The sequence below is a fragment of the Rhodobacterales bacterium HKCCA1288 genome, from assembly GCA_015693905.1.
Lineage (GTDB): Bacteria > Pseudomonadota > Alphaproteobacteria > Rhodobacterales > Rhodobacteraceae > M30B80.
The window spans coordinates 2290552-2312083 of the sequence record CP065161.1; the positions used below are offsets into that span (position 1 = coordinate 2290552).

Below are 21532 nucleotides of genomic sequence, written 5' to 3' on the forward strand. Positions count from 1 at the left end.
GTTCTCCTTTGCAGGCAATCTGCCCCCAAAGCACGCGCACATAAACTGACCATTTCGCAGGGGTTCTGTGCAAAAATGCACTAACGGCGTCTAGCTGCGCACCATCCCGACAATGTCATAGGCCTGCGCCAAAATCGGCGCTGCAATTTCGCGCGCACGTTCTGCACCGCGACCGAGAATGCGATCAATTTCGGCCTGATCCTGCATCAGGCGCGCCATTTCTGCCGAGATTGGGGCAAGTTTTTCCACAGCCAAATCAGACAGCGCCATTTTGAAATGACCAAAGAGCGCGCCTTGATGCTGATCCAAAACGGCCTGCGGATCAATTTCTGCCAAAGCGGCATAGATATTGACCAGATTGCGGGCCTCGGGCCGCGCCGCCAGTTCGGCCAATACATCCGGCAGCGGATCAGGGTCCGTCTTCGCCTTGCGGATTTTCTTGGAAATCGCATCCGCATCATCGGTCATATTGATCCGACTTGCATCTGCGGGGTCGGATTTCGACATCTTCTTAGTGCCGTCTTTTAGGCTCATAACCCGTGTTGCCGCCCCTTCAATCACGGGCTCAGCGATCGGGAAGAAGTCGACCCCAAAATCATGGTTGAACTTGGCCGCAATATCGCGGGTCAGTTCCAAATGTTGTTTTTGATCTTCGCCGACTGGCACATGGGTGGCGTGATAGACCAAAATATCGGCGGCCATCAGCGCGGGATATGCGAATAACCCAAGCGAGGCGTTTTCGGCGTTTTTGCCCGCTTTGTCCTTCCATTGGGTCATGCGGCCCATCCATCCCATGCGAGCCACGCAATTAAACAACCACCCAAGCTGCGCATGTTCAGGCACTTGGCTTTGATTGAAGAGGATGGATTTTTCTGGATCAATCCCTGCGGCAATGAAGCCCGCACAAAGCTCGCGGGTGTTTTTCGTAAGGTCACTTGGGTTCTGCCAAACGGTAATCGCGTGCATGTCCACCATGCAATAGATGGTCTGAAATCCGCCTGCCTCTTGCATATCTACAAAACGCTTCATCGCGCCCAAGTAATTCCCAAGGGTCAGCCCGCCCGAAGGTTGGATGCCGGAAAAGACGCGTGGTGTGAATTTTGTCTCAGCCATTGGTGACCTATTGCGGTTGTGATTGGATGCCAGAAGAAAATCATTCCACAATACTGGCATTTGCCTTGCGCATCGCTTACCCACGAGGCGCAACAAGGTCAACCGAAGGTGCAGCCATGGATCAAGAGAATAATAGCCTGTTCAACGACCTTCACCCAGTCGTTCTTGGTTTGGCTGTGGTGATCTTCGGCCTTGAGGTGATGTTTCAGCTGGCCACTGCTGGGCTTTTGGGCGGGTCAGGCGGGATTGGGTGGCGCATGGCCGCGGTGCGGGATTATGGCGTGTTCCACGAAATTGCCGCTTGGATGTTTGCCAATAACAGCTATCCCGCACATGATCTGATGCGTCTTGTGACCTATCCGCTGATCCATGGCGGTTTTATTCATGCCGTGTTCGTGAGCGTGTTCATATTGGCCATTGGCAAAATGGTGTCACAGGTTTTCTCAGGGCTGTCGATCTTGGTTCTGTTCTTTGCGGGTTCCATCATCGGGGCTTTGGCCTTTGTGGGCTTGTTAAACAGCACCTACCCCCTGATCGGCGGGTATCCGGGTGTCTATGCTCTGATCGGTGCCTTCACCTTCATCCTCTGGGCCAATATGGGTCGGACAGGCGACAATCCGATGCGTGCTTTTTCCCTGATTGCAATGCTTTTGGGCATTCAAATCTTATTCGCTTTTTTGCAAGGCGATTGGGGCAGCGTGGTCTCTGATCTTTCAGGATTTGTGACAGGATTTGCTCTGTCTTTTGTATTGATCCCAGGGGGGTTGGCCTTGCTTTTGCAACGCCTTCGCAAACGCTAATCTAGCGGGCGGCAGCCACGATTATTGGCTGAATAGGGGATGTTGTTACCACCGCTTGTGGCGTGTTTGTGGTCATGGCCAAGATGGCCAAGCCAAAAATCACCGCAAGCGGCGCGTGAAGGATCAACCCGCGAGAAATGCTGTCACCTCATGCGATTGCGCCTCAAGGGATTTGCGCATCTTGGCAAATGCGGCAGCCTCAAGTTGGCGCACACGTTCCTTGGACAGGCCCAGTTCTTCGCCCAAGGATTCCAATGTGCGCGGTTCATCCCGCAATTTGCGTTCGCGCACAATGAACCGCTCGCGCTCGTTTAATGATGACAAGGCATTCAACAACCATTCGCGCAGTTGCGCGCGGTCGCGGGCGTGCTCAACCAAATCGGCAGCCTGTTCGCTGTCATCCTCAAGCGTGTCGATCCATTCGCGCCCCTCATCCTCAACAGATTGCGTGGCGTTCAAAGAATAATCAGACCCTGCAAGGCGACCTTCCATCATCTCAACATCATGCAGCGGCACGCCGACCTCTGTGGCGATCATCTGCAACAATTGATGCTTGTCGAGGTTTTGGCCTGCGGCCATTGCCTCGCGTTCGATGCGCGTCTGCACGCGGCGCATATTGAAGAAAAGTGATTTTTGGCTGGAGGTAGACCCCGTGCGCACCATCGACCAATTGCGCATCACGTAATCTTGGATAGATGCCTTGATCCACCACACGGCATAGGTTGAAAACCGCACGCCACGATCAGGGTCAAATTTATCTGCCGCCTTCATCAAGCCCAGACCCGCCTCTTGGATCAGGTCATTCATCGGCGCGCCGTAGCGCTTGAATTTCGCGGCCATGGAAATCGCAAGGCGCATATAGGCCGTCACCAGACGGTGCAAGGCTTCCTCATCTCGATGATCGCGCCAAGCATAGGCCAGCCGCAATTCCGTCTCTGCGTCTAACAGTTCCGCTTTCATCGCACGGCGCGAAAGCGCTTTTTCTCCACCCATGTCCAAAGCCATAACGCACCCCCTGTTGGCGTATCATTTTTGGCAGTGTCTTGTTCCGCATCTTGTGCGGTTCTATTGGTGTTACGCGGCAGCATGATGAATGGATCACTTTTGGTGAGGAATTTCTTTTGACGGGTTTGGCGGGTTTGACATTGGTTTTTGGCGGTGCGGCGTCTGGCAAGTCGCGCTTTGGCGAGGATTTGGTGCTGAATACGGGGCTGTCGCCCGTTTATCTCGCGACAGCACAGGCCCACGATGCCGAGATGGAAGCCAAAATCGCCAAGCATAAATCCGCGCGTGCGGCGGCCCAGTGGCGCACAGTCGAAGTGCCGACCGATATTCCTGCGGCTCTGACACAACTGCACAAAAGCGAGGCCGTGTTGATTGATTGCGCCACGCTGTGGTTGGCCAATTTGGGTATGACTAAACGGGACTGGCGGGCTGAATGGGCGGCGCTGGCCCGCGCCATAGCTAATTGCCCGGCCCCTGTTGTCATTATTTCGAACGAGCTTGGAATGGGCGTTGTGCCAGATCATCCCCTCTCGCGGGCCTTTCGTCAGGATCAAGGGGAATTGAACCAAGCCATTGCTGCTGCAGCGGATCTTGTGGTGATGGTGGCCGCAGGTCTGCCTCTCGTCCTCAAAGGGCAATTGCCAAAGGGGCAGGGGTGATGCGCCGTGCCTTTTGGCTGCGTCATGGGCCGACCCATGCCAAGGTGATCACGGGGTGGCGTGACGTTCCTGCTGATCTCAGCGATCACGCGCAAATCGCGCGGCTTGATGCCTATCTTCCCGCACAGGCCGTGATGATTTCCTCTGACCTCATCCGTGCTAAGGCCACTGCAGATGCGCTATCGCCGCGCCTGCGCCTGCCTCATGAGCCTCATTTGCGCGAATTTCATTTTGGCGAATGGGAGGGGCAGGGGTTTGATGCGGTTAGCCAATCTGCCCCTGAACTTTCGCGCGCCTTTTGGGAGGGGGGGGAAGACATCTGCCCGCCCAACGGGGAAAGTTGGGCGATGGTCATGGCACGGGTGAGCCGCGCGTCTGATCGCGTTCTGGCGCAGCACCCCGATCAAGATGTGATCTTTACATGCCATTTCGGCGCAATCCTAACGCAAATCGCGCGTCATTCAGGGCTAAGCGCATATCAGGCTTATGCCCATACCATCCCCCCTCTCTCGGTCACAGAATTTCACCAGAGAGAAGGCAGATGGTTTGTTGTGAGAATCGGGTATTGCCCCTAGCGGTGGTGTCCTTGGCACAGGATGGGGTGAGGCATGACATACAGGCTTTTGATCGGGCAACGATCCTATTCCAGTTGGTCACTTCGGGGTTATCTGTGCTTTGCGCTTTTCGATATTCCCGTGACCCTCGAAGAGGCCGTGATCTACAGCCCTGACTTTGCTGCACAGGTTCGTGCCTTTGGCGGTGGGTCAAGCGTGCCTGCCGTGGCCACGGAAAACGGCACTATCTTACGCGATAGCCTGTCCATTGCGTGGCATTTGAGCGAGGCTTTCCCGCGACATGGTCTGTTGCCCCGAGATGATGCTGCGCGGGCTGAGGCGCAAAATCTTATCGCTGAAATGCATGCGGGCTTTGGTGCCTTACGCAATGCGTGCCCGATGAATCTACGCACGGCTTGGGCCGATTTCGTTCCCAGTGACGCGGTGATGGCCGATCTTGCGTGCCTTGAGGCCCGCTTGGGCGCCGCGCTTGAAAAATCGGGCGGGCCTTTCCTATTTGGCGCGCCTACAGTGGCGGATGCATTTTATGCACCTGTCGCCATTCGCATTGCAGGCTATGGTCTGCCCGTCAGCGCGCGCCTGCGGGCCTATGTCAACGTCATCCTTGCTCTGCCTGCGATCCAAGAGTGGCGCGAGGCGGGTCTTGCACAGGATGAAGAGGTGTCTGTTTATGACATGGCCCCGCTTGAGCGGCGGCGGTTTCCACAGCAAATTTGAATTAACCACCCGCTAACCATGTGCCGCCTATGCTGCGGCCTATGTTTGACGCGCCCAACCCATCTTCGCTTGCCACGATCCACACCGTCAGCTTTGAGGGGTTGGAGGCGCGGCGCGTTGAGGTGCAATGCGCGGTCACGGCGGGCACGCCGCAATTCAACATCGTGGGCTTGCCCGACAAGGCCGTGACTGAAGCAAAGGAGCGTGTCCGCACCGCTCTGACGCATATGGCGATTGCCCTTCCTGCCCGCCGGATCACGATAAATCTGTGCCCCGCAGACCACCCCAAGGAAGGGGCGCATTATGATTTGCCGATTGCCTTGGCGCTGTTGGCCGCACTTGGCGTGATCCCAAAAGATCGCAGTGAGGAAGCGTTGGCTTTGGGCGAGTTGTCGCTCGATGGCAGGCTTCTGCCTGTGTTGGACAGCTTACCCGCTGCCTTGGCCGCAGGCGAGGATGGGCGGGTTTTACTCTGCCCTGCCGCATGTGGCGCAGAGGCGGCATGGGTCGGGGCAACGGCCGTATTCGCCGCGCGCGATTTGGCGCAAATGATTGCGCACCTCAACGACAAGCGCCCTCTTTTGCCCGCAGAACCGGGTGAGGTGCGGGGTGGGGATCACACCACCTGTTTCTCCGAGGTGCGTGGACAAGAGCGCGCCAAGCGTGCGCTGGAGATTGCAGCCGCAGGGCGCCATCATGTTTTGATGATTGGCCCGCCCGGATCGGGAAAGTCGATGTTGGCCAGTCGAATGTCCACCATCTTGCCACAACTCAGCGCGTCCGAAGCCTTGGAAACCTCGATGATCCATTCCATCGCAGGGCTTTTGGATGAGGGTGGCATTTCGCGGGATCGGCCCTTTCGCGCGCCCCATCATACGGCCTCAATGGCGGCACTTGTCGGGGGTGGACGGCATGCGAAACCGGGCGAGATCAGCTTGGCTCATAACGGGGTTCTGTTTTTAGATGAGTTCCCTGAATATCCGCGCCCCGTTTTAGAAACTTTGCGCCAACCCATTGAGACGGGTGATGTTCATGTGGCGCGCGCCAATGCGCATGTCAGCTACCCGTGCAGGTTTTTACTTGTGGCGGCGGCAAACCCCTGCCGCTGTGGTCAGCTTTATGACGCAAACGCCGCCTGTTCGCGCGCGCCGATCTGTGGATCTGATTATCTCGGTCGGATCTCTGGCCCGCTGATGGATCGGTTTGACATCAGGCTTGAGGTGCCCGCCGTAGCCTTTAGTGATCTTGATCTCCCGCCTGCGGGGGAGACATCCGCCATTATCGCGGCGCGTGTGGCTGCCGCCCGCATGCGTCAAACTGCGCGGTTTGAGCGATTGGGGGTGGAGGCGCGGGTGAATGCCGATGCCACAGGAAAATTGCTAGAGGAGATCGCGCAGATCACCCCTGCCGCACGCGCCGTGATGACACGGGCGGCAGAGCGGTTTGGACTATCGGCGCGTGGCTATCACCGCGTATTGCGTCTGGGGCGCACCATTGCGGATTTGGCAGCATCCGACAAAACCGAAGAGGCGCATATCCTCGAAGCGGTCAGTTATCGCATCAGCACAGGGCGTGAAGATTAGCCCGCACGCCGTGCCTCGATGGCTTGCCAAATGATTTCGGCGACATTGATTCCGTCAAAGCGTTCTAACTCTTGAATGCCCGTAGGTGAGGTCACGTTAATCTCGGTTAGGTAATCGCCGATCACATCAATCCCCACAAAAATCTGGCCTTTTTCGCGCAGCAGCGGGCCAATTTTGGCGCAGATCTCATGTTCACGCGCGGTCAGCCCGATTTTTTCAGCCCGTCCGCCAACATGCATATTTGATCGGGTTTCGCCTTCGGCAGGCACGCGGTTGATCGCCCCAACGGGCTCGCCGTCAATCAAGATGATCCGCTTGTCCCCCGCCGTCACATCAGGCAAGAATTTTTGCGCAATCAGGGGTTCGCGGCTGATAGAGGTGAACATCTCATGCAAGGAATTGAGGTTGCGATCCGTAGGTTCAAGACGAAACACGCCCGCGCCACCATTGCCGTAGAGCGGTTTGATGATGATATCCCCATGGCGCGCGCGGAACTCACGCAAAGCACCAATATCGCGGGCGATCATAGTGGGCGGGGTTAAATCGGGGAATTCCAGAACCAACAATTTTTCAGGATAATTGCGCACCCAAAACGGGTCATTCACGATCAAGGTTTTGGGATGAATCCGTTCCAAAAGATGGGTGGTGGTGATGTAACCCATGTCAAAAGGCGGGTCTTGGCGCAAAAGCACCACATCCCAATCGCCTAGGTCGATGGTCTGTTCTGCCCCAAGGGTGAAGTGGTTCCCTTTTTCGCGGCGCAAGGTGATCGGCCACCCGCGCGCGCAGACACGACCCTCGTCAAAAAACAAACGGTCTGGAGTGTAATAAAACAGCTCATGCCCCCGCGCCTGTGCCTCCAGCCCCACGCGAAACGTGCTATCCGCGTCAATGTTAATAGGCGCGATTGGATCCATCTGAATTGCGACTTTGAGTGCCATGTCTCACCCCGTATCTATACCCACCCTTTCATGGCCTTTGGCAGGGGGGGACGCAATGCCCAATTCATGTGAGGCAGGCTATTCGAGAAACGCATTCGCGATGATGTGAACCTGTCCGATCTGGTTGAGGGCTGCGAGATCATAACGGCAAGGGGTCGCAAGGCCCATGGGACAAAGACCTAAATACTCATCACCTGTCTGTAGGATGCGCGCCCTTTGTGCGGGGCTAACCCGTGATGCAGCGGTGTCAAAATCCCGCGATTTTTTAACTTCCACAAAAGTTATTTCGCCTGATTTTTCGAAGATCAGATCTATCTCGCCGCCCCGCCCGCGCCATCGCCGCGCCCGCAAGTGATAGCCATGGGTTTCATAGAGCCGCGCCACCTGATACTCGGCTGAAAGCCCCGCAAGATAGGCGGTTTTCCCGCTCACGGATCCGCGTCCAAGGACAGACCCAATTGATAAACATCGCGTTTCGGCAGGCCCAGTTCGGTTGCCACCTGTGCCGCAGCCTCTTTCAGCCGTGCAGTCTTAAGTCGCGCCCGAAGCGCCGTAATCACGGTGGCCTCATCAGCGGCCTGCTTTTCCGCGCGGTCAATGACAAGCACGATCTCACCTTTCAATGCTCGATCTTCGATCGCCGCAATCACATCTGCAAGCGATCCGCGAATGACCTCCTCAAATTTCTTGGTCAATTCGCGGCACAGAGCGATCTGGCGATCTTGGCTCCAAATCTCGGCCATCTCGTTTAACAATTTATGAATGCGCTTCGGGCTTTCATATAAGATCAGCGTTGTTTGGGTCTGATCCAAATCTTGCAGAAATTTGCGCCGTTCCCCTGATTTTGGGGGTGGGAAGCCCGCAAAAAGAAAGCGGTCACTGGGCAAGCCCGACACGGTCAGTGCGGCCAATGAGGCGGATGCCCCCGGTGCGGTGGTGACCATATGCCCATCCGCAATGGCAGCACGCCCCAAGGCAAAACCAGGGTCGGCCACCAACGGCGTCCCTGCCTCTGATGCATAGGCCACGGATTTTCCTTCGCCCAAAAGGGACATGATCTTTGGCCGCATCTCTGCGCCGTTATGATCGTGATAGGGCAAGACTGCGCGGCCATTCAGCGCCACCCCATGGATTTCCATCAAATGGCGCAAGGTGCGCGTGTCTTCTGCGGCGATGACATCGCAGGTGGCAAGGATGTCTAACCCGCGCAAGGTGATGTCGCGCGCGCTGCCAATCGGGGTTGCGACAAAATACAAACCTGCGGCCAGTTTGCTGTCGCGGGGGGTGTAGGCAAATTCGCGCCCGTTTTCTGTGTCGTTTCGCATCAGCTCACTTACATATCTGCGCAGTCTGTCCATTGCGAGCGTTTACTTGGCGGACAGGACTGGCTAGGGTTTGTGCAAATTGGCCCCACTGGGAGAGATCACTATGATCCCTGCTTTGACAAGATTTCGCAAGTTCTTGCGGTTGAGTTTGCTTTTGCTCTTTGGCGTGGTTCTGTCGGCCTGTCAGGCCACAATGGGAACAGGGCCACAGGTCGGGCAATCTGTGCGCGTTGCGATGCTGCTGCCCTATGGTTCGCCCAATGCAGGGGACGACCTTCTGGCCAGTAGCCTTGAGAACGCCGCGCGCCTCGCCGCCGCCGAGGCCGTTAGCACGCAAATCGAATTGGTGGTTTATCCAACGCAAGCCGATGCAGGCACGGCCGCAGCTGTGGCACAGCAGGCGGTTGCGGAAAGGGCGGATGTGATCCTTGGGCCATTGCGCTCGGACGCGGCGGCGGCGGTTGGTGTGGCCGTGGCGAATACCAATGTCTCGGTTCTTAGTTTCTCGAATAATGCCAGCATTGCAGGGCGCAATCTGTTTGTGCTTGGCCTGACTTACGACAATGCCGCCGCGCGGATGGTGTCCTATGCGGCGGCGAATGGCCGTGATCGCATCATGGTGGTGCATGCGCGCAATTTGGCGGGTGAAGTGGCGCGTGATGCAGTGCGCCGTGCGGCGGCGGCCTCAGGTGCCACTGTTGTGGGTGAAATCGCCTATGAGTTCAGTCAGACTGGCGTTGTTGCTGCCTTACCTGAGGTTGAGGCGATGGTCGCACAAACTGGCGCAAATGCGATGATTTTGACTGCGGACGCCTCAGGGGCTTTGCCGCTTTTCGGTCAACTCTTGCCAGATAATGGCTTTGACACTGAGGCCACCAAAATCATTGGTCTGACCCGTTGGGATATCCCTGCGCAGACCTTGGAAATTCGTGGCTTGCAGGGCGGGTGGTTTGTCCTGCCCGATCCCAATGCCGAAAGTGCGTTCCGCACCCGCTATCAATTGGCCTATCAGCAAGCCCCCCATAACCTTGCACCCTTGGCCTATGACGGGATGCGCGCTGTGATTGACACCGTGGGTCGCACGGGCCGTTTGGGCGGTGTGGATTTTGCATCAGGCTCTGGCTTTGCGGGCGCGAACGGCGTATTCCGATTGCTACCCGATGGCTCTATTGAACGCGGCCTTGCCGTAGTGACTTTGCAAGACAGGCAGATCATCCTTGTTGACCCCGCCCCAAGAACCCTCGGCGCTGGATTCTGAGCAGAACCCACGCCTTTCGGTCATCCCATCTGCTGCGGGGCAATTGATTTGTCCCGCTGAAGATATTTTTGATGCAGAGGCCGTGACGGCGGCGATTGATGGCGCGATATCTGATCTCAGCGATCCTGCCAAAATCCGCGCGGCGGTCGTGGCGATCTTGCAAGATGCCCAAGCAAAGGGTCGATCTGCCATTGATGCGGCCTTTGCGGAAAATCCCCTGACCGCACGCCGTGTGACCCGCGCCTATGTCCATCTGACCGATGGGTTGGTGCAGCAGGTGCTGCGTGTTTCATCTACGCGCTTACACCCCAATCCCACCCCGACTGAGGGGGAGAGGATGGCGATCTTGGCGGTTGGCGGCTATGGGCGTGGCGAGATGGCCCCGTTCTCGGATGTTGATCTTCTGTTTTTGACCCCATGGAAAAGCACAGGTTGGGTCGAAAGCGTGATTGAATCTAGTCTCTACATGCTTTGGGATCTTAAGCTGAAAGTGGGCCACGCCACCCGCAACATCAAAGATTGTCTGCGTCTGGGGCGCGAGGATTTTACAATCCGCACGGCCTTGTTGGAGATGCGCCACTTGACGGGCAATGCCGAATTATCGGCCAATCTCAAGACGGCACTGCGCAAAGATTTGTTTGAGGGCAGCCTTTCCGAATTCATCGAAGCCAAGCTGGAGGAACGGGTCAGCCGCCACAAAAAGCAAGGTGGCCAACGCTATATGTTGGAGCCGAATGTAAAAGAGGGGAAGGGCGGTCTGCGCGATTTGCAGACGCTCTATTGGATTGCGAAATATCAGCATGGCGTGGCGCGGGCTGAAGATCTGGTTGCCCTCAAGGTGTTCAGCCGCGAAGAATTTGACGCGTTTGATGCGGCCGAACGGTTCTTGTGGTCGGTGCGCTGTCATTTGCACGCAATTGCAGGCCGCGCGCAGGACGGTTTGAGTTTCGATTTGCAAGTGCAGGTCGCGGAACGCATGCAATATGCCGATCACTCAGGCCGCCGTGCGGTTGAGCATTTCATGCAGGATTATTTCCGCCATGCCACCCGCGTGGGCGAATTGACCCGCATCTTTTTGACCGCGCTTGAGGCCAGTCACGCCAAAAGCGAACCGATGATCTTAGGCTTTTTGCGCGGGCGCAGCCGCAAAAAGAAACTCAAAGACGGCTATGCGCTGAAACAAAATCGTCTGACTGTCGAAAATGAAAAGGCGTTTTTGGCCGATAAGATCAATCTATTACGCATTTTTGAGGAGGCGTTGCGCACAGGCTATCTTCTGCACCCCGATGCAATGCGGATGATCTCGGCCAATTTGCACCTCATTGACACAGCAATGCGCCGCGACAAAGAGGCGAACCGCATTTTCCTTGATTTGCTTTTGAAACAAGGCAACCCCGAACGTGCCTTGCGGCGGATGAATGAATTGGGGTTCTTGGGCGCATTCATCCCTGATTTCGCGGCTATCGTGGCGATGATGCAATTCAATATGTATCACAGCTACACAGTGGACGAGCATACGATCCAAGTTGTCTCTACCCTTGCGCAGATCGAACGGGGCGAATTGGTCGAGGAATTGCCGATTGCATCTGGTATTTTGAAGCGTGGGGTAAACCGCAAAGTGCTTTATGTGGCCTGCTTGCTGCATGACATTGGCAAAGGTCGGAAAGAAGATCATTCGATTTTGGGCGCGCGGATTGCGCGTGCACTCTGCCCTCGCTTGGGCCTCAAACCCGATGAGACTGAAACAGTCGAATGGCTTGTGCGCTACCACCTGTTGATGTCCGACATGGCCCAAAAACGCGACATTGCGGATCCGCGCACAGTGCGTGATTTTGCCAAACTGGTAAAAACGCGGCAGCGTCTGGATTTGCTGACTGTTTTGACAGTTTGCGATATTCGCGGGGTTGGGCCTGACACATGGAACAACTGGAAAGCCACGCTGTTGCGCGGCCTCTATCGCGCCACGGCTGAAGCCTTGGAAACGGGTCTTGAGGATCTTAACCGCGACAAATTGGAAAGTGAGGGCAAAAAGGCCCTGCGCGATGCCTTGGCAACTTGGCCTAAGGCGGATCTTAAAACTGAAATAGACCGCCATTATGGCCCCTATTGGCAAGGGCTTGATCTGGCCAGCCAGATTATCTTTGCCAATATGCTGCTTGGCCTTCGGGATGATGAAATCCGGATTGACACACAGCGTGATACTGACCGCGATGCGACCCGCGTCTGCTTTGCGCTTGTGGATCACCCAGGCATCTTTAGCCGCCTTTCTGGCGCCCTGTCACTGGTGGGCGCGAATGTGGTCGATGCCCGCACCTATACCTCGAAAGATGGCTATGCGACTGCCGTGTTCTGGGTTCAAGATGCTGATGGCAACCCCTATGAGGATGCTCGCCTGCCGCGTCTGACCTCGATGATCGACAAAACCCTAAAGGGCGAGGTAGTAGCCTCAAAAGCGTTTGAGGGGCGCGACAAGATCAAAAAGCGCGAGCGCACGTTTAACGTGGCGACCAATATCACATTCGATAATGACGGGTCGGAAATCTACACCATCATCGAAGTGGATACACGCGACCGCCCTGGTCTGCTATATGATCTGACCAAGACCTTAGCCGCGAACAATATTTACATCGCCAGTGCGATGATCGCGACCTTCGGTGTTCAGGTGGTAGATGTGTTTTACGTGAAAGATATGTTCGGTCTCAAACTCCACTCCAAATCCCGCCAAGATGTGTTGGAGCGCAAGTTGCGCGATGCCATCGCGCGCGTGGCCGAGCGGGCAGGGGTCTAGCGGCTGTGGCGGCCCCGCAAATCAGATTGGGCTTTGGCTTTCTCACGGTCGGCGGTTGGACATTGGTCAGCCGCGTCTTGGGATTTCTGCGCGATATTCTGATTGCCCGCTATCTTGGTGCGGGCGGCGTGGCCGAGGCGTTTTTGGTGGCGTTTTCTTTGCCAAATATGTTCCGCCGCTTTTTTGCTGAGGGTGCAATGAACACGGCCTTTGTGCCGATTTTTTCCAAAAAACTCGAAGGCGGCAGCGATGCGATGCCATTTGCGCGCAATGCACTATCCATGCTCGCTGTGTTTCTGATTGGCTTCACCCTGCTTGCGCAGATTGCCATGCCTTGGTTGGTTTTGGCGATGGCATCGGGCTTTGCCGATGATCCCCGCTTTGGGATCGCGGTGGAATTTGGCCGGATCTGTTTCGCCTATATTTTGCTGATCTCACTGGCGGCGTTGATTTCGGGCATGCTGAATGCGGCGGGTCGCTTTGCGGCTGCTGCTGCGGCGCCTGTGCTGTTGAATGTGATCCTTGTCTCGGCGCTGATCTTTGGCGCGCAGAGCGCTAAGGACAGCCCCGAAGCCGCGCGCATGATCGGGCTGGCCCTGTCTTGGGGGGTGCCCGTGGCGGGCGTGGCGCAACTGGCTCTGGTGTGGGGGGCGGCTGCACGCGCAGGGTTGGTCATCCGCCCAACTTGGCCGAAATTCACGCCTGATCTGCGCCGACTGGCCGTTGTGGCAGGGCCTGCCATGCTTGCAGGTGGGGTGGTGCAGGTCAATCTTTTGGTGGGGCGTCAGGTTGCAAGCTTCTTTGATGGGGCGATTGCATGGTTGTCTTATGCCGACAGGCTATATCAATTGCCGCTCGGTGTGGTTGGGATCGCAATAGGGATTGTGTTGTTGCCAGATCTCTCGCGCCGCTTGCGGGCAGGCGATGATGCAGGGGGGCGGCAGGCCTTATCGCGTGCGGCTGAGATTGGGATGACCCTGACCATTCCTGCCGCGGTTGCGTTGATGGTTATCCCAGTGCCTTTGGTCTCGGTCTTGTTTGAGCGTGGGGCCTTTGAGGGCCAAGACACTATCGCCACGGCTTGGGCGGTGGCGATTTATGGGGCAGGGCTGCCCGCCTTTGTTCTTCAGAAAATCTGGCAGCCCGTGTTTTACGCGCGCGAGGATACTAAGCGCCCATTTCACTATGCCGTGGTGGCAATGGTCATAAATGCCGCTCTCGCCATCGGGCTTGCCTTTTTCATCGGCTATATTGCCGCCGCATTGGCCACCACCATTTCTGCATGGGTCATGGCCTATCAGCTGCGCCGTGGTGCAAAGACCTATGGTGATGTCGCTGCCTATGATGCGCGGTATCTCGCGCGCATTCCACGCATTGCGGGGGCGGCCATCGCGATGGGGGCGGTGCTCTATGGTTCGGGATTGATCCTTGCCCCCGTTCTTGAGGGGGGGGGCGTGCGCTATCTCGCGCTTGCGGGGCTGATTGCAGTTGGCGCGGGAGCCTATGCCCTTTTTGGTCGCCTGTTTGGCGCCTTTTCATTCGGAGAAATTCTGGGCGCGCTGCGCCGCAAAGGGGCCGCGTGAGGGGCATTTCCCATTGCCCCACGCCGCCGCGCCACATAGGTTTCGCAACAGAACAGGCGAAAAGGTGAGATCATCATGATTTCGGGGAAACGTATATTGTTGATCATCGGGGGCGGGATCGCGGCCTATAAATGCCTTGAGCTGATCCGCCGTTTGCGCGACCAAGGGGCCGCTGTTACCCCTGTTCTCACACAGGCGGCACAAGAATTTGTGACACCACTCTCGGTCGCAGCCCTCGCGGGTCAAAAGCCATATACGCATCTTTTTGATCTGACCGATGAGGCCGAAATGGGCCATATCGAATTATCCCGCGCCTCAGATCTAGTTGTGGTGGCTCCAGCAACGGCGAATTTGATGGCCAAAATGGCGGGCGGTCATGCAGATGATCTGGCCTCGACCCTGCTGATGGCAACTGACAAGCCGGTGCTGATCGCCCCTGCAATGAATGTGCGGATGTGGGAACATCCCGCCACGCAACGCAATTTGGCGCAGCTTTTGGGGGATGGGATTCGGTCTGTTGGCCCCAATGAGGGCAGCATGGCCTGCGGTGAATTTGGCCTAGGCCGCATGGCCGAACCCGATGAGATTGTCAGCGCCATTGCCGCGCAATTTGCGGAAGGCCCGCTTGCGGGGCGACATGTTCTGATTACTTCTGGCCCAACACATGAACCCATAGATCCCGTGCGCTATATTGCCAACCGCTCGTCAGGGGCGCAGGGGGCGGCACTTGCTGCGGCCTGTCGCGATTTGGGCGCGCGGGTCAGTTTCGTCACAGGCCCTGCATCCGTGCCACCGCCTCATGGTGTAGATGTGATCAAGGTCGAGACTGCCGCGCAGATGGCAAAGGCCGTGACAGAGGCCCTACCTGCAGATGCCGCTATATTTGCCGCTGCCGTTGCCGATTGGCGCGTGGATAATGCCGCGAACCAAAAGATCAAGAAATCGGGCGATGGCGCGCTGCCCCGTCTCAGCTTTGCGGAAAACCCCGATATTTTGGCATCTGTGGCGCAGATGAAAAAAGGCCGCCCGACCTTGGTTGTAGGCTTTGCCGCCGAAACCGAAAATCTGGTTGATCATGCGCAAGCGAAATTGGCGCGCAAAGGATGTGATTGGATTGTGGCCAATGATGTGTCCCCTGAAACGGGGATCATGGGGGGTGCATATAATGCGGTCACGCTGATCACGCGCACAGGCGCCGATCCATGGCCACGCTTGAGCAAATCTGAGACTGCAGCACGGCTTGCCCTGCGCGTGGCCGAGGCTTTGGGGCAGGCATAATGGCGCAAGTAGAAGTAAAGTTCTTACGCGAAGACTGGGCCGATCCTGACCTGCCCCTGCCGCGATATGAAACCGATGGGGCGGCGGGTTTTGATCTGCGCGCACAGTTCACGGCTGACGCCCGCGAGGCCGGGCTGACGCTTGCCCCGCAGACGCGCGCCTTGATCCAAACAGGGTTTCGTGTGGCTGTGCCTCGCGGGTATGAGCTGCAAATTCGGCCGCGATCTGGCCTTGCCCTGAAACATGGGGTGACGCTTGCCAATGCGCCTGGAACGGTTGACTGCGATTATCGCGGGCCATTGGGGGTTATCCTCATCAATTTGGGCGATGCACCTTTTGTTATTGGCCATGGGGATCGGATTGCTCAAGGCGTTGTCGCGCCAGTGACGCAAGTCCGTTTTACGCTTGTGTCGCGTTTGGATGAAACCGCGCGTGGGGCGGGTGGTTTCGGCTCAACTGGGCAGGGCTGATGTTCACGGTTCTTGCAATCATGGCTGCGCTTTGGGGCTTTGGGGCCGTGATGAAAACCGCCTATACCCCCCGTCTTGTGATGGTCGCCCTTGTCTATGGGGTGGTTGTCTTGGGCCATTTCGTATTGCCCGAGGGCCACCCTTTGCGCATCGCGACAGGCGAAACTGCCGCGCCATGGTTGATTTTAGGCGGTGCGGTTCTGTTGGTTCTGGCCTATCGCGCGGGTCTAAACCGCTTGCGCCGCGTGGCCCAGCCCATGATCACGCCCGCGCCGCGCCAAAGCGGCACCTTCACGCCAGAGGAATTAGAGCGCTATGCCCGCCACATCACCTTGCCTGACATTGGTGGGCAGGGGCAAAAGGCGCTGAAATCGGCCAAGGTTTTGGTGGTGGGGGCAGGTGGCTTGGGCTCGCCTGTTCTGCTGTATCTCGCAGCTGCGGGGGTCGGGCGCATTGGGGTGATTGACGCGGATCATGTCAGCCTGTCGAACCTACAACGCCAAATCATTCACCGCGATGCCGATCAAGATATGCCCAAAGTGTTTTCAGCAGAACGTGCGATGAAGGCGATAAATCCACATCTTGATATCCGACCTTACAATCGTGCTTTGGACGAGACGATCGCGGCAGAGCTATTCGCGGGCTATGATCTAATCATTGATGGCACGGATCAATTTGAAACGCGGGCAATGATCAACCGCGCTGCGGTGTCCGCCAAGCGCCCGCTTTTGGCAGGTGCAATTTCAGCATGGGAGGGGCAGATTACCCTCTACGATCCAAGTGCTGGCGGGGCATGCATGGCCTGTGTCTTTCCCAATCCGCCTCAGGCAGGGATGGCTGCCACCTGTGCCGAGACGGGTGTCATCGGCGCGCTTCCAGGGGTGGTGGGCACCATGATGGCACTTGAGGCCATCAAGCAGATTACAGGTGCGGGTCAGGGGATATTGGGGCGTATGCTGCTCTATGATGGGCTTGCGCCTGAGACGCGGATCGTCAAGCTAAAGCGCAATGCTTCTTGCCCCGTTTGCGCAGGGGACTAGTCGAAAATCTCGTCCTCCATCACGCCCCAAAGGGCGGATTTCTCGACCCATCCTGTAAACCCATCAACGGCAAAACGACACCAGTCGCGTTCGCATTCGCTTACCCGTCCGACCACGCCGCGTTGGGCTTGGGCAATGACAGTGGCCTCTGCATCAGGGCGTTGGTGCAAATCGGCAAGGTCAATGTCAATTTGCGCTGTGCGCCGCCCTGACAAAAGGGCGTAATGCATCCATCCGCCCACCCCGTCATGATCCACGACCCGCCGCCAATGCCCATGCTCGGCCACAACCATCAGCGGCATATTGCGTTCTTGAAAGACCCAATCAATGCGGTGGTTGCGCGAGGGGCCGCGCCGTGCATAGCCGCGTGTTGCATCCATCGAAACATAGCGCGGCAGCGGAAAACCTGTTTCAGGCCCAGTGGTCGGGGCGTCAAAACTGGGCGTTGGCGTGGGGGTGGCGGTCTCAAGTTCAGGTGTCTCGACTGGCACAAGATTGTCGGGGCGTGGCAACGGCACCGCGCCATCGGTGCTTTGCGCCCCTGCGTTGGCTGCAAACACAAGACAAACCGCACCAATCGCTAGGGTTATGCGCCAATCTGACCGTGGCATGACTATCCTCAATAGGCCTCGTCCCGCCGCTTTGGGCTGGGTTATTTTGATCTTTCTCACACCATAGCGAGAAAGCCATCGCGGGGGAAGATGACATTACGAAGCGCCTGTCGCGGCCAAGGCCCCGCGAATGCTTGCACCCGCGCGCAGAATGGGGAAGGGTAACAGCGTCAGACATGCCATCCGCCTCAGGAGAAGCCCATGCCCGCACCAAGGTTAAAAGTTGTCGTTACCCGCCATTTGCCCGAAGCGGTGGAAACCCGCATGAGCGAATTGTTTGATGTTCAGCTCAATGACGAAGACCGCAAAATGAGCCGCGATGATCTGGTCGCAGCGATGAAATCAGCGGATGTTCTGGTGCCATGTGTGACGGATCAGATTGATGCAGGCATGTTGGGGCAAGCGGGCGAACGGCTCAAGCTGATTGCCAATTATGGTGCAGGGGTCGATCATATTGACGTTGCCACCGCACGCCAACGCGGGGTCTTGGTCACCAATACACCCGGTGTCATGACGGATGATACCGCCGATATGACTATGGCGATGATCTTGGGTGTTCTGCGCCGCGTGCCAGAAGGGCAGGCTGTCATGCAAACGGGCACATGGCAGGGATGGGCGCCAACCGCCTTTATGGGGGGGCGTATCGCGGGTAAGCGTTTGGGTATTCTGGGAATGGGTCGCATCGGTCAGGCCGTGGCCCGCCGCGCGGCTGCTTTTGGAATGCAGGTTCATTACCACAACCGCCGCAGAGTTCACGCTGATATAGAGACAGCGCTCGGCGCGACTTATTGGGAAAGCTTGGATCAAATGTTGGCGCGGATGGATGTGATTTCAGTGAATTGCCCGCACACCCCTTCGACCTTTCATTTGATCAATGCACGCAGGTTGAAGCTGATGAAGCCATCAGCGGTGATTGTGAACACATCGCGGGGAGAGGTGATTGATGAAAAAGCACTCACCCGCATGTTGCGCGCGGGTGAGATCGCGGGTGCGGGCTTGGATGTGTTTGAGCGTGGCCATGATGTGAACCCCCGATTGCGGGAATTGGATAACGTGATCCTCCTCCCGCATATGGGGTCAGCCACGCTTGAAGGGCGGATTGAGATGGGCGAAAAGGTGTTGATCAATATCAAGACCTTTGCAGATGGCCACCGCCCCCCCGATCTGGTTTTGCCGAGCATGCATTGAGACAGCGGGGATATGCGGCAAAAATCGCCTCATCCCCGACAGTCGCGCCTGACCTCGCGTTCCCTCAGCCCTGTCTCGACCAACATGCATCTGTCCCGTGCTACATAGTAATAGCCACGCGCGTAATGCATGACGGCCGTGTCATAAGATCCATCTGACAGCAGCCATGCGCCGCGCAGATATTTGACGGCATAGGTGAGATTGGTTTCTGCATCCAATAAATCGGCATCTTCACCCGTAAACCCCATATTGCGGGCTGTGGCGGGCAAGATTTGCATCATCCCGTAATAGGGGCCGTTGCGGGCATGGGCACGATAGTCGCTTTCCCGTTGGATCACGCGGTGGATCAGGGGGGCGGGCACATCATATTGGCGCGCCATTTTATTCACGAGGGCCCTAATTTCTGCTGTTTCGCCCGGGTAAAGATCAGGTTCGGGTGTGCCAATGCAGGCCACAAGCATCACGCAAAGGGCTGTGATCATAAGGCGGCGCATAGATCAATTCCCCCCGAACAGGCCACGCAAGGCACCTTCGACCTCATTGCGCAGTTGATTTTCGATGGCATCGCGCGCATCGCCCTCGGCGGGCAGGTTAAGCCGATCGCGCGCCTCTTGTTCCAGCCTAGCACGCTCTTCGTCAATACGGGCTTGGGCCGCAGCTTCAAGTTCTGCGCGTTCCAGTTCTAGCCGCTGATTGGCCAAATATTCTAGATCAGGTGCAAAACTAAGATCAGCCCAAGGGCCGCGCACGATGACGGGCACGGCAATATTCGACCCATCGGAGGATGTTTGCACAGCGGGGATCACGCGATATTCCACTGACTGGCCCCCAATATTGATCTCGCCCGTCCCTGTGACACCGCCCCATCCAGCGGTCAAGGTGAGGTCGTCATTGCGCGCCACACCGCCCGCAATCGCAAGGGTCGCGGTGATGCTGTCATAGACTGTGCGCGCGCCTTCGCCCCGATAGGAGCTGTCGAGATTGCGGATCATCCCCGCAAGATCAAGCCCCTCAATCGCCCCCTGACCAAAGTCAAGCGCGGCACTGCCCTCAAGGCTGTTCATCCATGCCGCTACAGACCGCCCGCCCGCTAAAATGTTGAAGGTGACGTTTCCCGTGCCTGAAAGGCGGTCATAATCTGCAAAATCTTGCAGCAAGGGTTGCAATTGCACCGCACGGATCGCCATGTTGCTGGCCACGGATCCATTGCCACGGCCATTTATTACAGTTTGCCCTGCAATCGTGCCGCCATAGGCCACGGCGCGCGCCAAATCGAGCTGCAGACGACCCGCATCAAGCGTGGTTTGTAGCGCAATATCTGACAGCCGCATCATACCCAAATCCAATTCGGCAAGGGCCAGATCAAGATCGGCATCTACCGCGAAGAGGCCCGTGAGGTCGATTTCGTCACGCGGCCATCCGCCGCCTGCGCTGCTGCCCTGGGTTGCGCTGCCTTCTGTCAGGTCGCTTAGGTCAACGCGCCCGCCCGCGATGCGGCCCGTGATCTTAGGGCGCTCACCGCCTGTGCTGAGCTCTGCAGATAGGGTTATGGCCGTGTCATCTAGCGCAAGGGTTGCATCCATGATCTGCGCAACGCCCTCGGGCGTGATCGCAATGGGGCCGTTCAGCGCGATACGATCGCGACCCAATCCCGTCGGTAAAGTCACCGCTGCAATACCCGCCGCAGTCGTGATCGGGGTCAGGTCGGTGATATCGGCATTCACCTCGCCCGCAAGGCTGAACGGGGCAAGCATAAGCGCGCCGCGATAGCCAAGGCTGCCGCCTGTCCAAGACAGGGACAGATCAATGCGCGCCTCACGCCCTGCAAGCGCATCGGCAAGAGTGGTGAGGGTCACATCGCCCCTCAAGCGCGCGCCATTGATTGCGGCGTTAAAGCTGCCTGTCAGACCGCCGTTCAGATCGGGCGCTTCAAGGCGAAGATTGACCGCTTCGGCCGCATAGCTTTGCGCTGTTGTGGCATCAGTATAGCGCAGGGTGCCATCGCTGATCTGTGCAAGGCTGAGGCTGATTTGCGGCAGGTCACCGCTTGTGCCTGTCTCGGCTGTGGGGGCGGTGGTTGAAAATTCCCAATTGGCCTGTCCATCTGCGTTTCGCAGCAAAATGATGTCAGGTTTTATAAGTTCCGCGCGCGCAATCCGCACCTCGCCAGAAAAAAGGGGCATGATTTCGACCCCGATATGCAAGGCCTCAGCCCGCAGCATCGGGCCTTGATCCGCAGCCCAGTAAGGGTTGGAAATTTCAAAACCTTCGGCGCTGATCCCGATCATGGGGTAAAAACTTGGCCGCACTGCGCCCGTCAGGGTCACATCACGCGCGAGGCTGGCCGATAGCCGCTCTGTCGCCAATCTGGCAATGGTATCCGTTGGAATTAACGCAATCCCTCCAACAGCCACGCCTACGAAAATCACGACAGCCAAAATGACCCGCAACACCCACTTCATCGAGAATCCCCCAAGCTATTTTTGTAACCCCAAGCACCTTTGTGTTTAGCGGCTATGGTTTGGGGCCGTAAAGCCTTGGCGGTGCCTTTTTGTTCAAGGTTGCGCGAGGTCATGGCAGAACAAGATGAGGCTGGAT

Annotated in this window: 20 protein-coding genes; 12 read left to right on the top strand and 8 right to left on the bottom strand. The window is 57.2% G+C overall.

The window, feature by feature from the left end:
- Positions 1-90 precede the first annotated feature (90 nt).
- Complete coding sequence (gene trpS / locus I3V23_11290; GenBank protein ID QPI85136.1) at positions 91-1113, bottom strand: tryptophan--tRNA ligase; 1023 nt, start codon at positions 1111-1113, stop codon at positions 91-93.
- A gap of 116 nt (positions 1114-1229) precedes the next feature.
- On the opposite strand from trpS, the gene I3V23_11295 reads away from it, so the two are divergent.
- Entirely contained in the window at positions 1230-1913 is a 684-nt protein-coding gene (locus I3V23_11295) for a rhomboid family intramembrane serine protease (protein QPI85137.1), read from the top strand.
- A 123-nt stretch (positions 1914-2036) separates the two neighbouring features.
- Here I3V23_11295 and I3V23_11300 read toward each other — a convergent pair whose 3' ends face one another.
- Positions 2037-2918 carry an RNA polymerase factor sigma-32 gene (locus tag I3V23_11300; GenBank protein QPI85138.1) on the bottom strand — a complete coding sequence of 294 codons (882 nt, stop codon included), beginning with the start codon at positions 2916-2918 and terminating at the stop codon, positions 2037-2039.
- 116 nt (positions 2919-3034) lie between these two features.
- Here I3V23_11300 and cobU point away from each other — a divergent pair, with 116 nt between their 5' ends.
- Genes cobU through I3V23_11320 form a run of 4 tightly spaced genes read left to right on the top strand, consistent with a single transcriptional unit; the run spans position 3035 to position 6452 of the window.
- Positions 3035-3577 (top strand): bifunctional adenosylcobinamide kinase/adenosylcobinamide-phosphate guanylyltransferase, encoded by a 543-nt coding sequence (gene cobU / locus I3V23_11305; GenBank protein ID QPI86807.1) that lies wholly within the window; start codon positions 3035-3037, stop codon positions 3575-3577.
- On the top strand, positions 3577-4152 hold the full coding sequence (locus I3V23_11310) for a histidine phosphatase family protein (protein ID QPI85139.1): 576 nt from the start codon (positions 3577-3579) through the stop codon (positions 4150-4152). Before cobU ends, I3V23_11310 begins: the two co-directional genes overlap by 1 nt.
- Before the next feature lie 33 nt (positions 4153-4185).
- The gene (locus tag I3V23_11315; protein QPI85140.1) at positions 4186-4869 is read left to right on the top strand and encodes a glutathione S-transferase; all 684 of its coding nucleotides are present in this window, start codon (positions 4186-4188) and stop codon (positions 4867-4869) included.
- Positions 4870-4910: 41 nt separating this feature from the next.
- Positions 4911-6452 carry a YifB family Mg chelatase-like AAA ATPase gene (locus I3V23_11320; protein QPI85141.1) on the top strand — a complete coding sequence of 514 codons (1542 nt, stop codon included), beginning with the start codon at positions 4911-4913 and terminating at the stop codon, positions 6450-6452.
- Here I3V23_11320 and gshB read toward each other — a convergent pair.
- From gshB to rsmI, 3 genes are all read right to left on the bottom strand, one after another.
- Positions 6449-7393 carry a glutathione synthase gene (gene gshB / locus I3V23_11325; protein ID QPI85142.1) on the bottom strand — a complete coding sequence of 315 codons (945 nt, stop codon included), beginning with the start codon at positions 7391-7393 and terminating at the stop codon, positions 6449-6451. The genes I3V23_11320 and gshB overlap by 4 nt on opposite strands.
- 78 nt (positions 7394-7471) lie before the next feature.
- Positions 7472-7825 (bottom strand): YraN family protein, encoded by a 354-nt coding sequence (locus I3V23_11330; protein ID QPI85143.1) that lies wholly within the window; start codon positions 7823-7825, stop codon positions 7472-7474.
- The gene (rsmI, locus tag I3V23_11335; protein QPI85144.1) at positions 7822-8718 is read right to left on the bottom strand and encodes a 16S rRNA (cytidine(1402)-2'-O)-methyltransferase; all 897 of its coding nucleotides are present in this window, start codon (positions 8716-8718) and stop codon (positions 7822-7824) included. Before rsmI ends, I3V23_11330 begins: the two co-directional genes overlap by 4 nt.
- Before the next feature lie 103 nt (positions 8719-8821).
- On the opposite strand from rsmI, the gene I3V23_11340 reads away from it, so the two are divergent.
- From I3V23_11340 to moeB, 6 genes are all read left to right on the top strand, one after another.
- Complete coding sequence (locus tag I3V23_11340) at positions 8822-9976, top strand: ABC transporter substrate-binding protein (GenBank protein ID QPI85145.1); 1155 nt, start codon at positions 8822-8824, stop codon at positions 9974-9976.
- Entirely contained in the window at positions 9939-12764 is a 2826-nt protein-coding gene (locus I3V23_11345; protein ID QPI86808.1) for a [protein-PII] uridylyltransferase, read from the top strand. The genes I3V23_11340 and I3V23_11345 overlap by 38 nt, the downstream gene beginning before the upstream one ends.
- Positions 12765-12784: 20 nt before the next feature.
- Entirely contained in the window at positions 12785-14347 is a 1563-nt protein-coding gene (gene murJ / locus I3V23_11350; GenBank protein QPI86809.1) for a murein biosynthesis integral membrane protein MurJ, read from the top strand.
- 72 nt (positions 14348-14419) lie between these two features.
- On the top strand, positions 14420-15625 hold the full coding sequence (gene coaBC, locus I3V23_11355; protein QPI86810.1) for a bifunctional phosphopantothenoylcysteine decarboxylase/phosphopantothenate--cysteine ligase CoaBC: 1206 nt from the start codon (positions 14420-14422) through the stop codon (positions 15623-15625).
- Positions 15625-16095: a dUTP diphosphatase gene (gene dut, locus I3V23_11360; protein ID QPI85146.1), complete on the top strand. Its 471-nt coding sequence runs from the start codon at positions 15625-15627 to the stop codon at positions 16093-16095. Before coaBC ends, dut begins: the two co-directional genes overlap by 1 nt.
- Positions 16095-17135, top strand: a complete 1041-nt coding sequence (gene moeB, locus I3V23_11365) for a molybdopterin-synthase adenylyltransferase MoeB (GenBank protein QPI85147.1) — start codon at positions 16095-16097, stop codon at positions 17133-17135. The genes dut and moeB overlap by 1 nt, the downstream gene beginning before the upstream one ends.
- Here moeB and I3V23_11370 read toward each other — a convergent pair.
- On the bottom strand, positions 17132-17746 hold the full coding sequence (locus I3V23_11370; protein QPI85148.1) for a hypothetical protein: 615 nt from the start codon (positions 17744-17746) through the stop codon (positions 17132-17134). The two genes, moeB and I3V23_11370, sit on opposite strands and share 4 nt — an antisense overlap.
- 201 nt (positions 17747-17947) lie before the next feature.
- Here I3V23_11370 and I3V23_11375 point away from each other — a divergent pair, with 201 nt between their 5' ends.
- Positions 17948-18934 (top strand): D-glycerate dehydrogenase, encoded by a 987-nt coding sequence (locus I3V23_11375; GenBank protein ID QPI85149.1) that lies wholly within the window; start codon positions 17948-17950, stop codon positions 18932-18934.
- A gap of 29 nt (positions 18935-18963) precedes the next feature.
- On the opposite strand, the gene I3V23_11380 is transcribed toward I3V23_11375, so the two are convergent.
- Positions 18964-19428 carry a lytic transglycosylase domain-containing protein gene (locus I3V23_11380; GenBank protein ID QPI85150.1) on the bottom strand — a complete coding sequence of 155 codons (465 nt, stop codon included), beginning with the start codon at positions 19426-19428 and terminating at the stop codon, positions 18964-18966.
- A gap of 3 nt (positions 19429-19431) precedes the next feature.
- Positions 19432-21396 (bottom strand): AsmA family protein, encoded by a 1965-nt coding sequence (locus I3V23_11385; GenBank protein QPI85151.1) that lies wholly within the window; start codon positions 21394-21396, stop codon positions 19432-19434.
- Positions 21397-21532 lie beyond the last annotated feature (136 nt).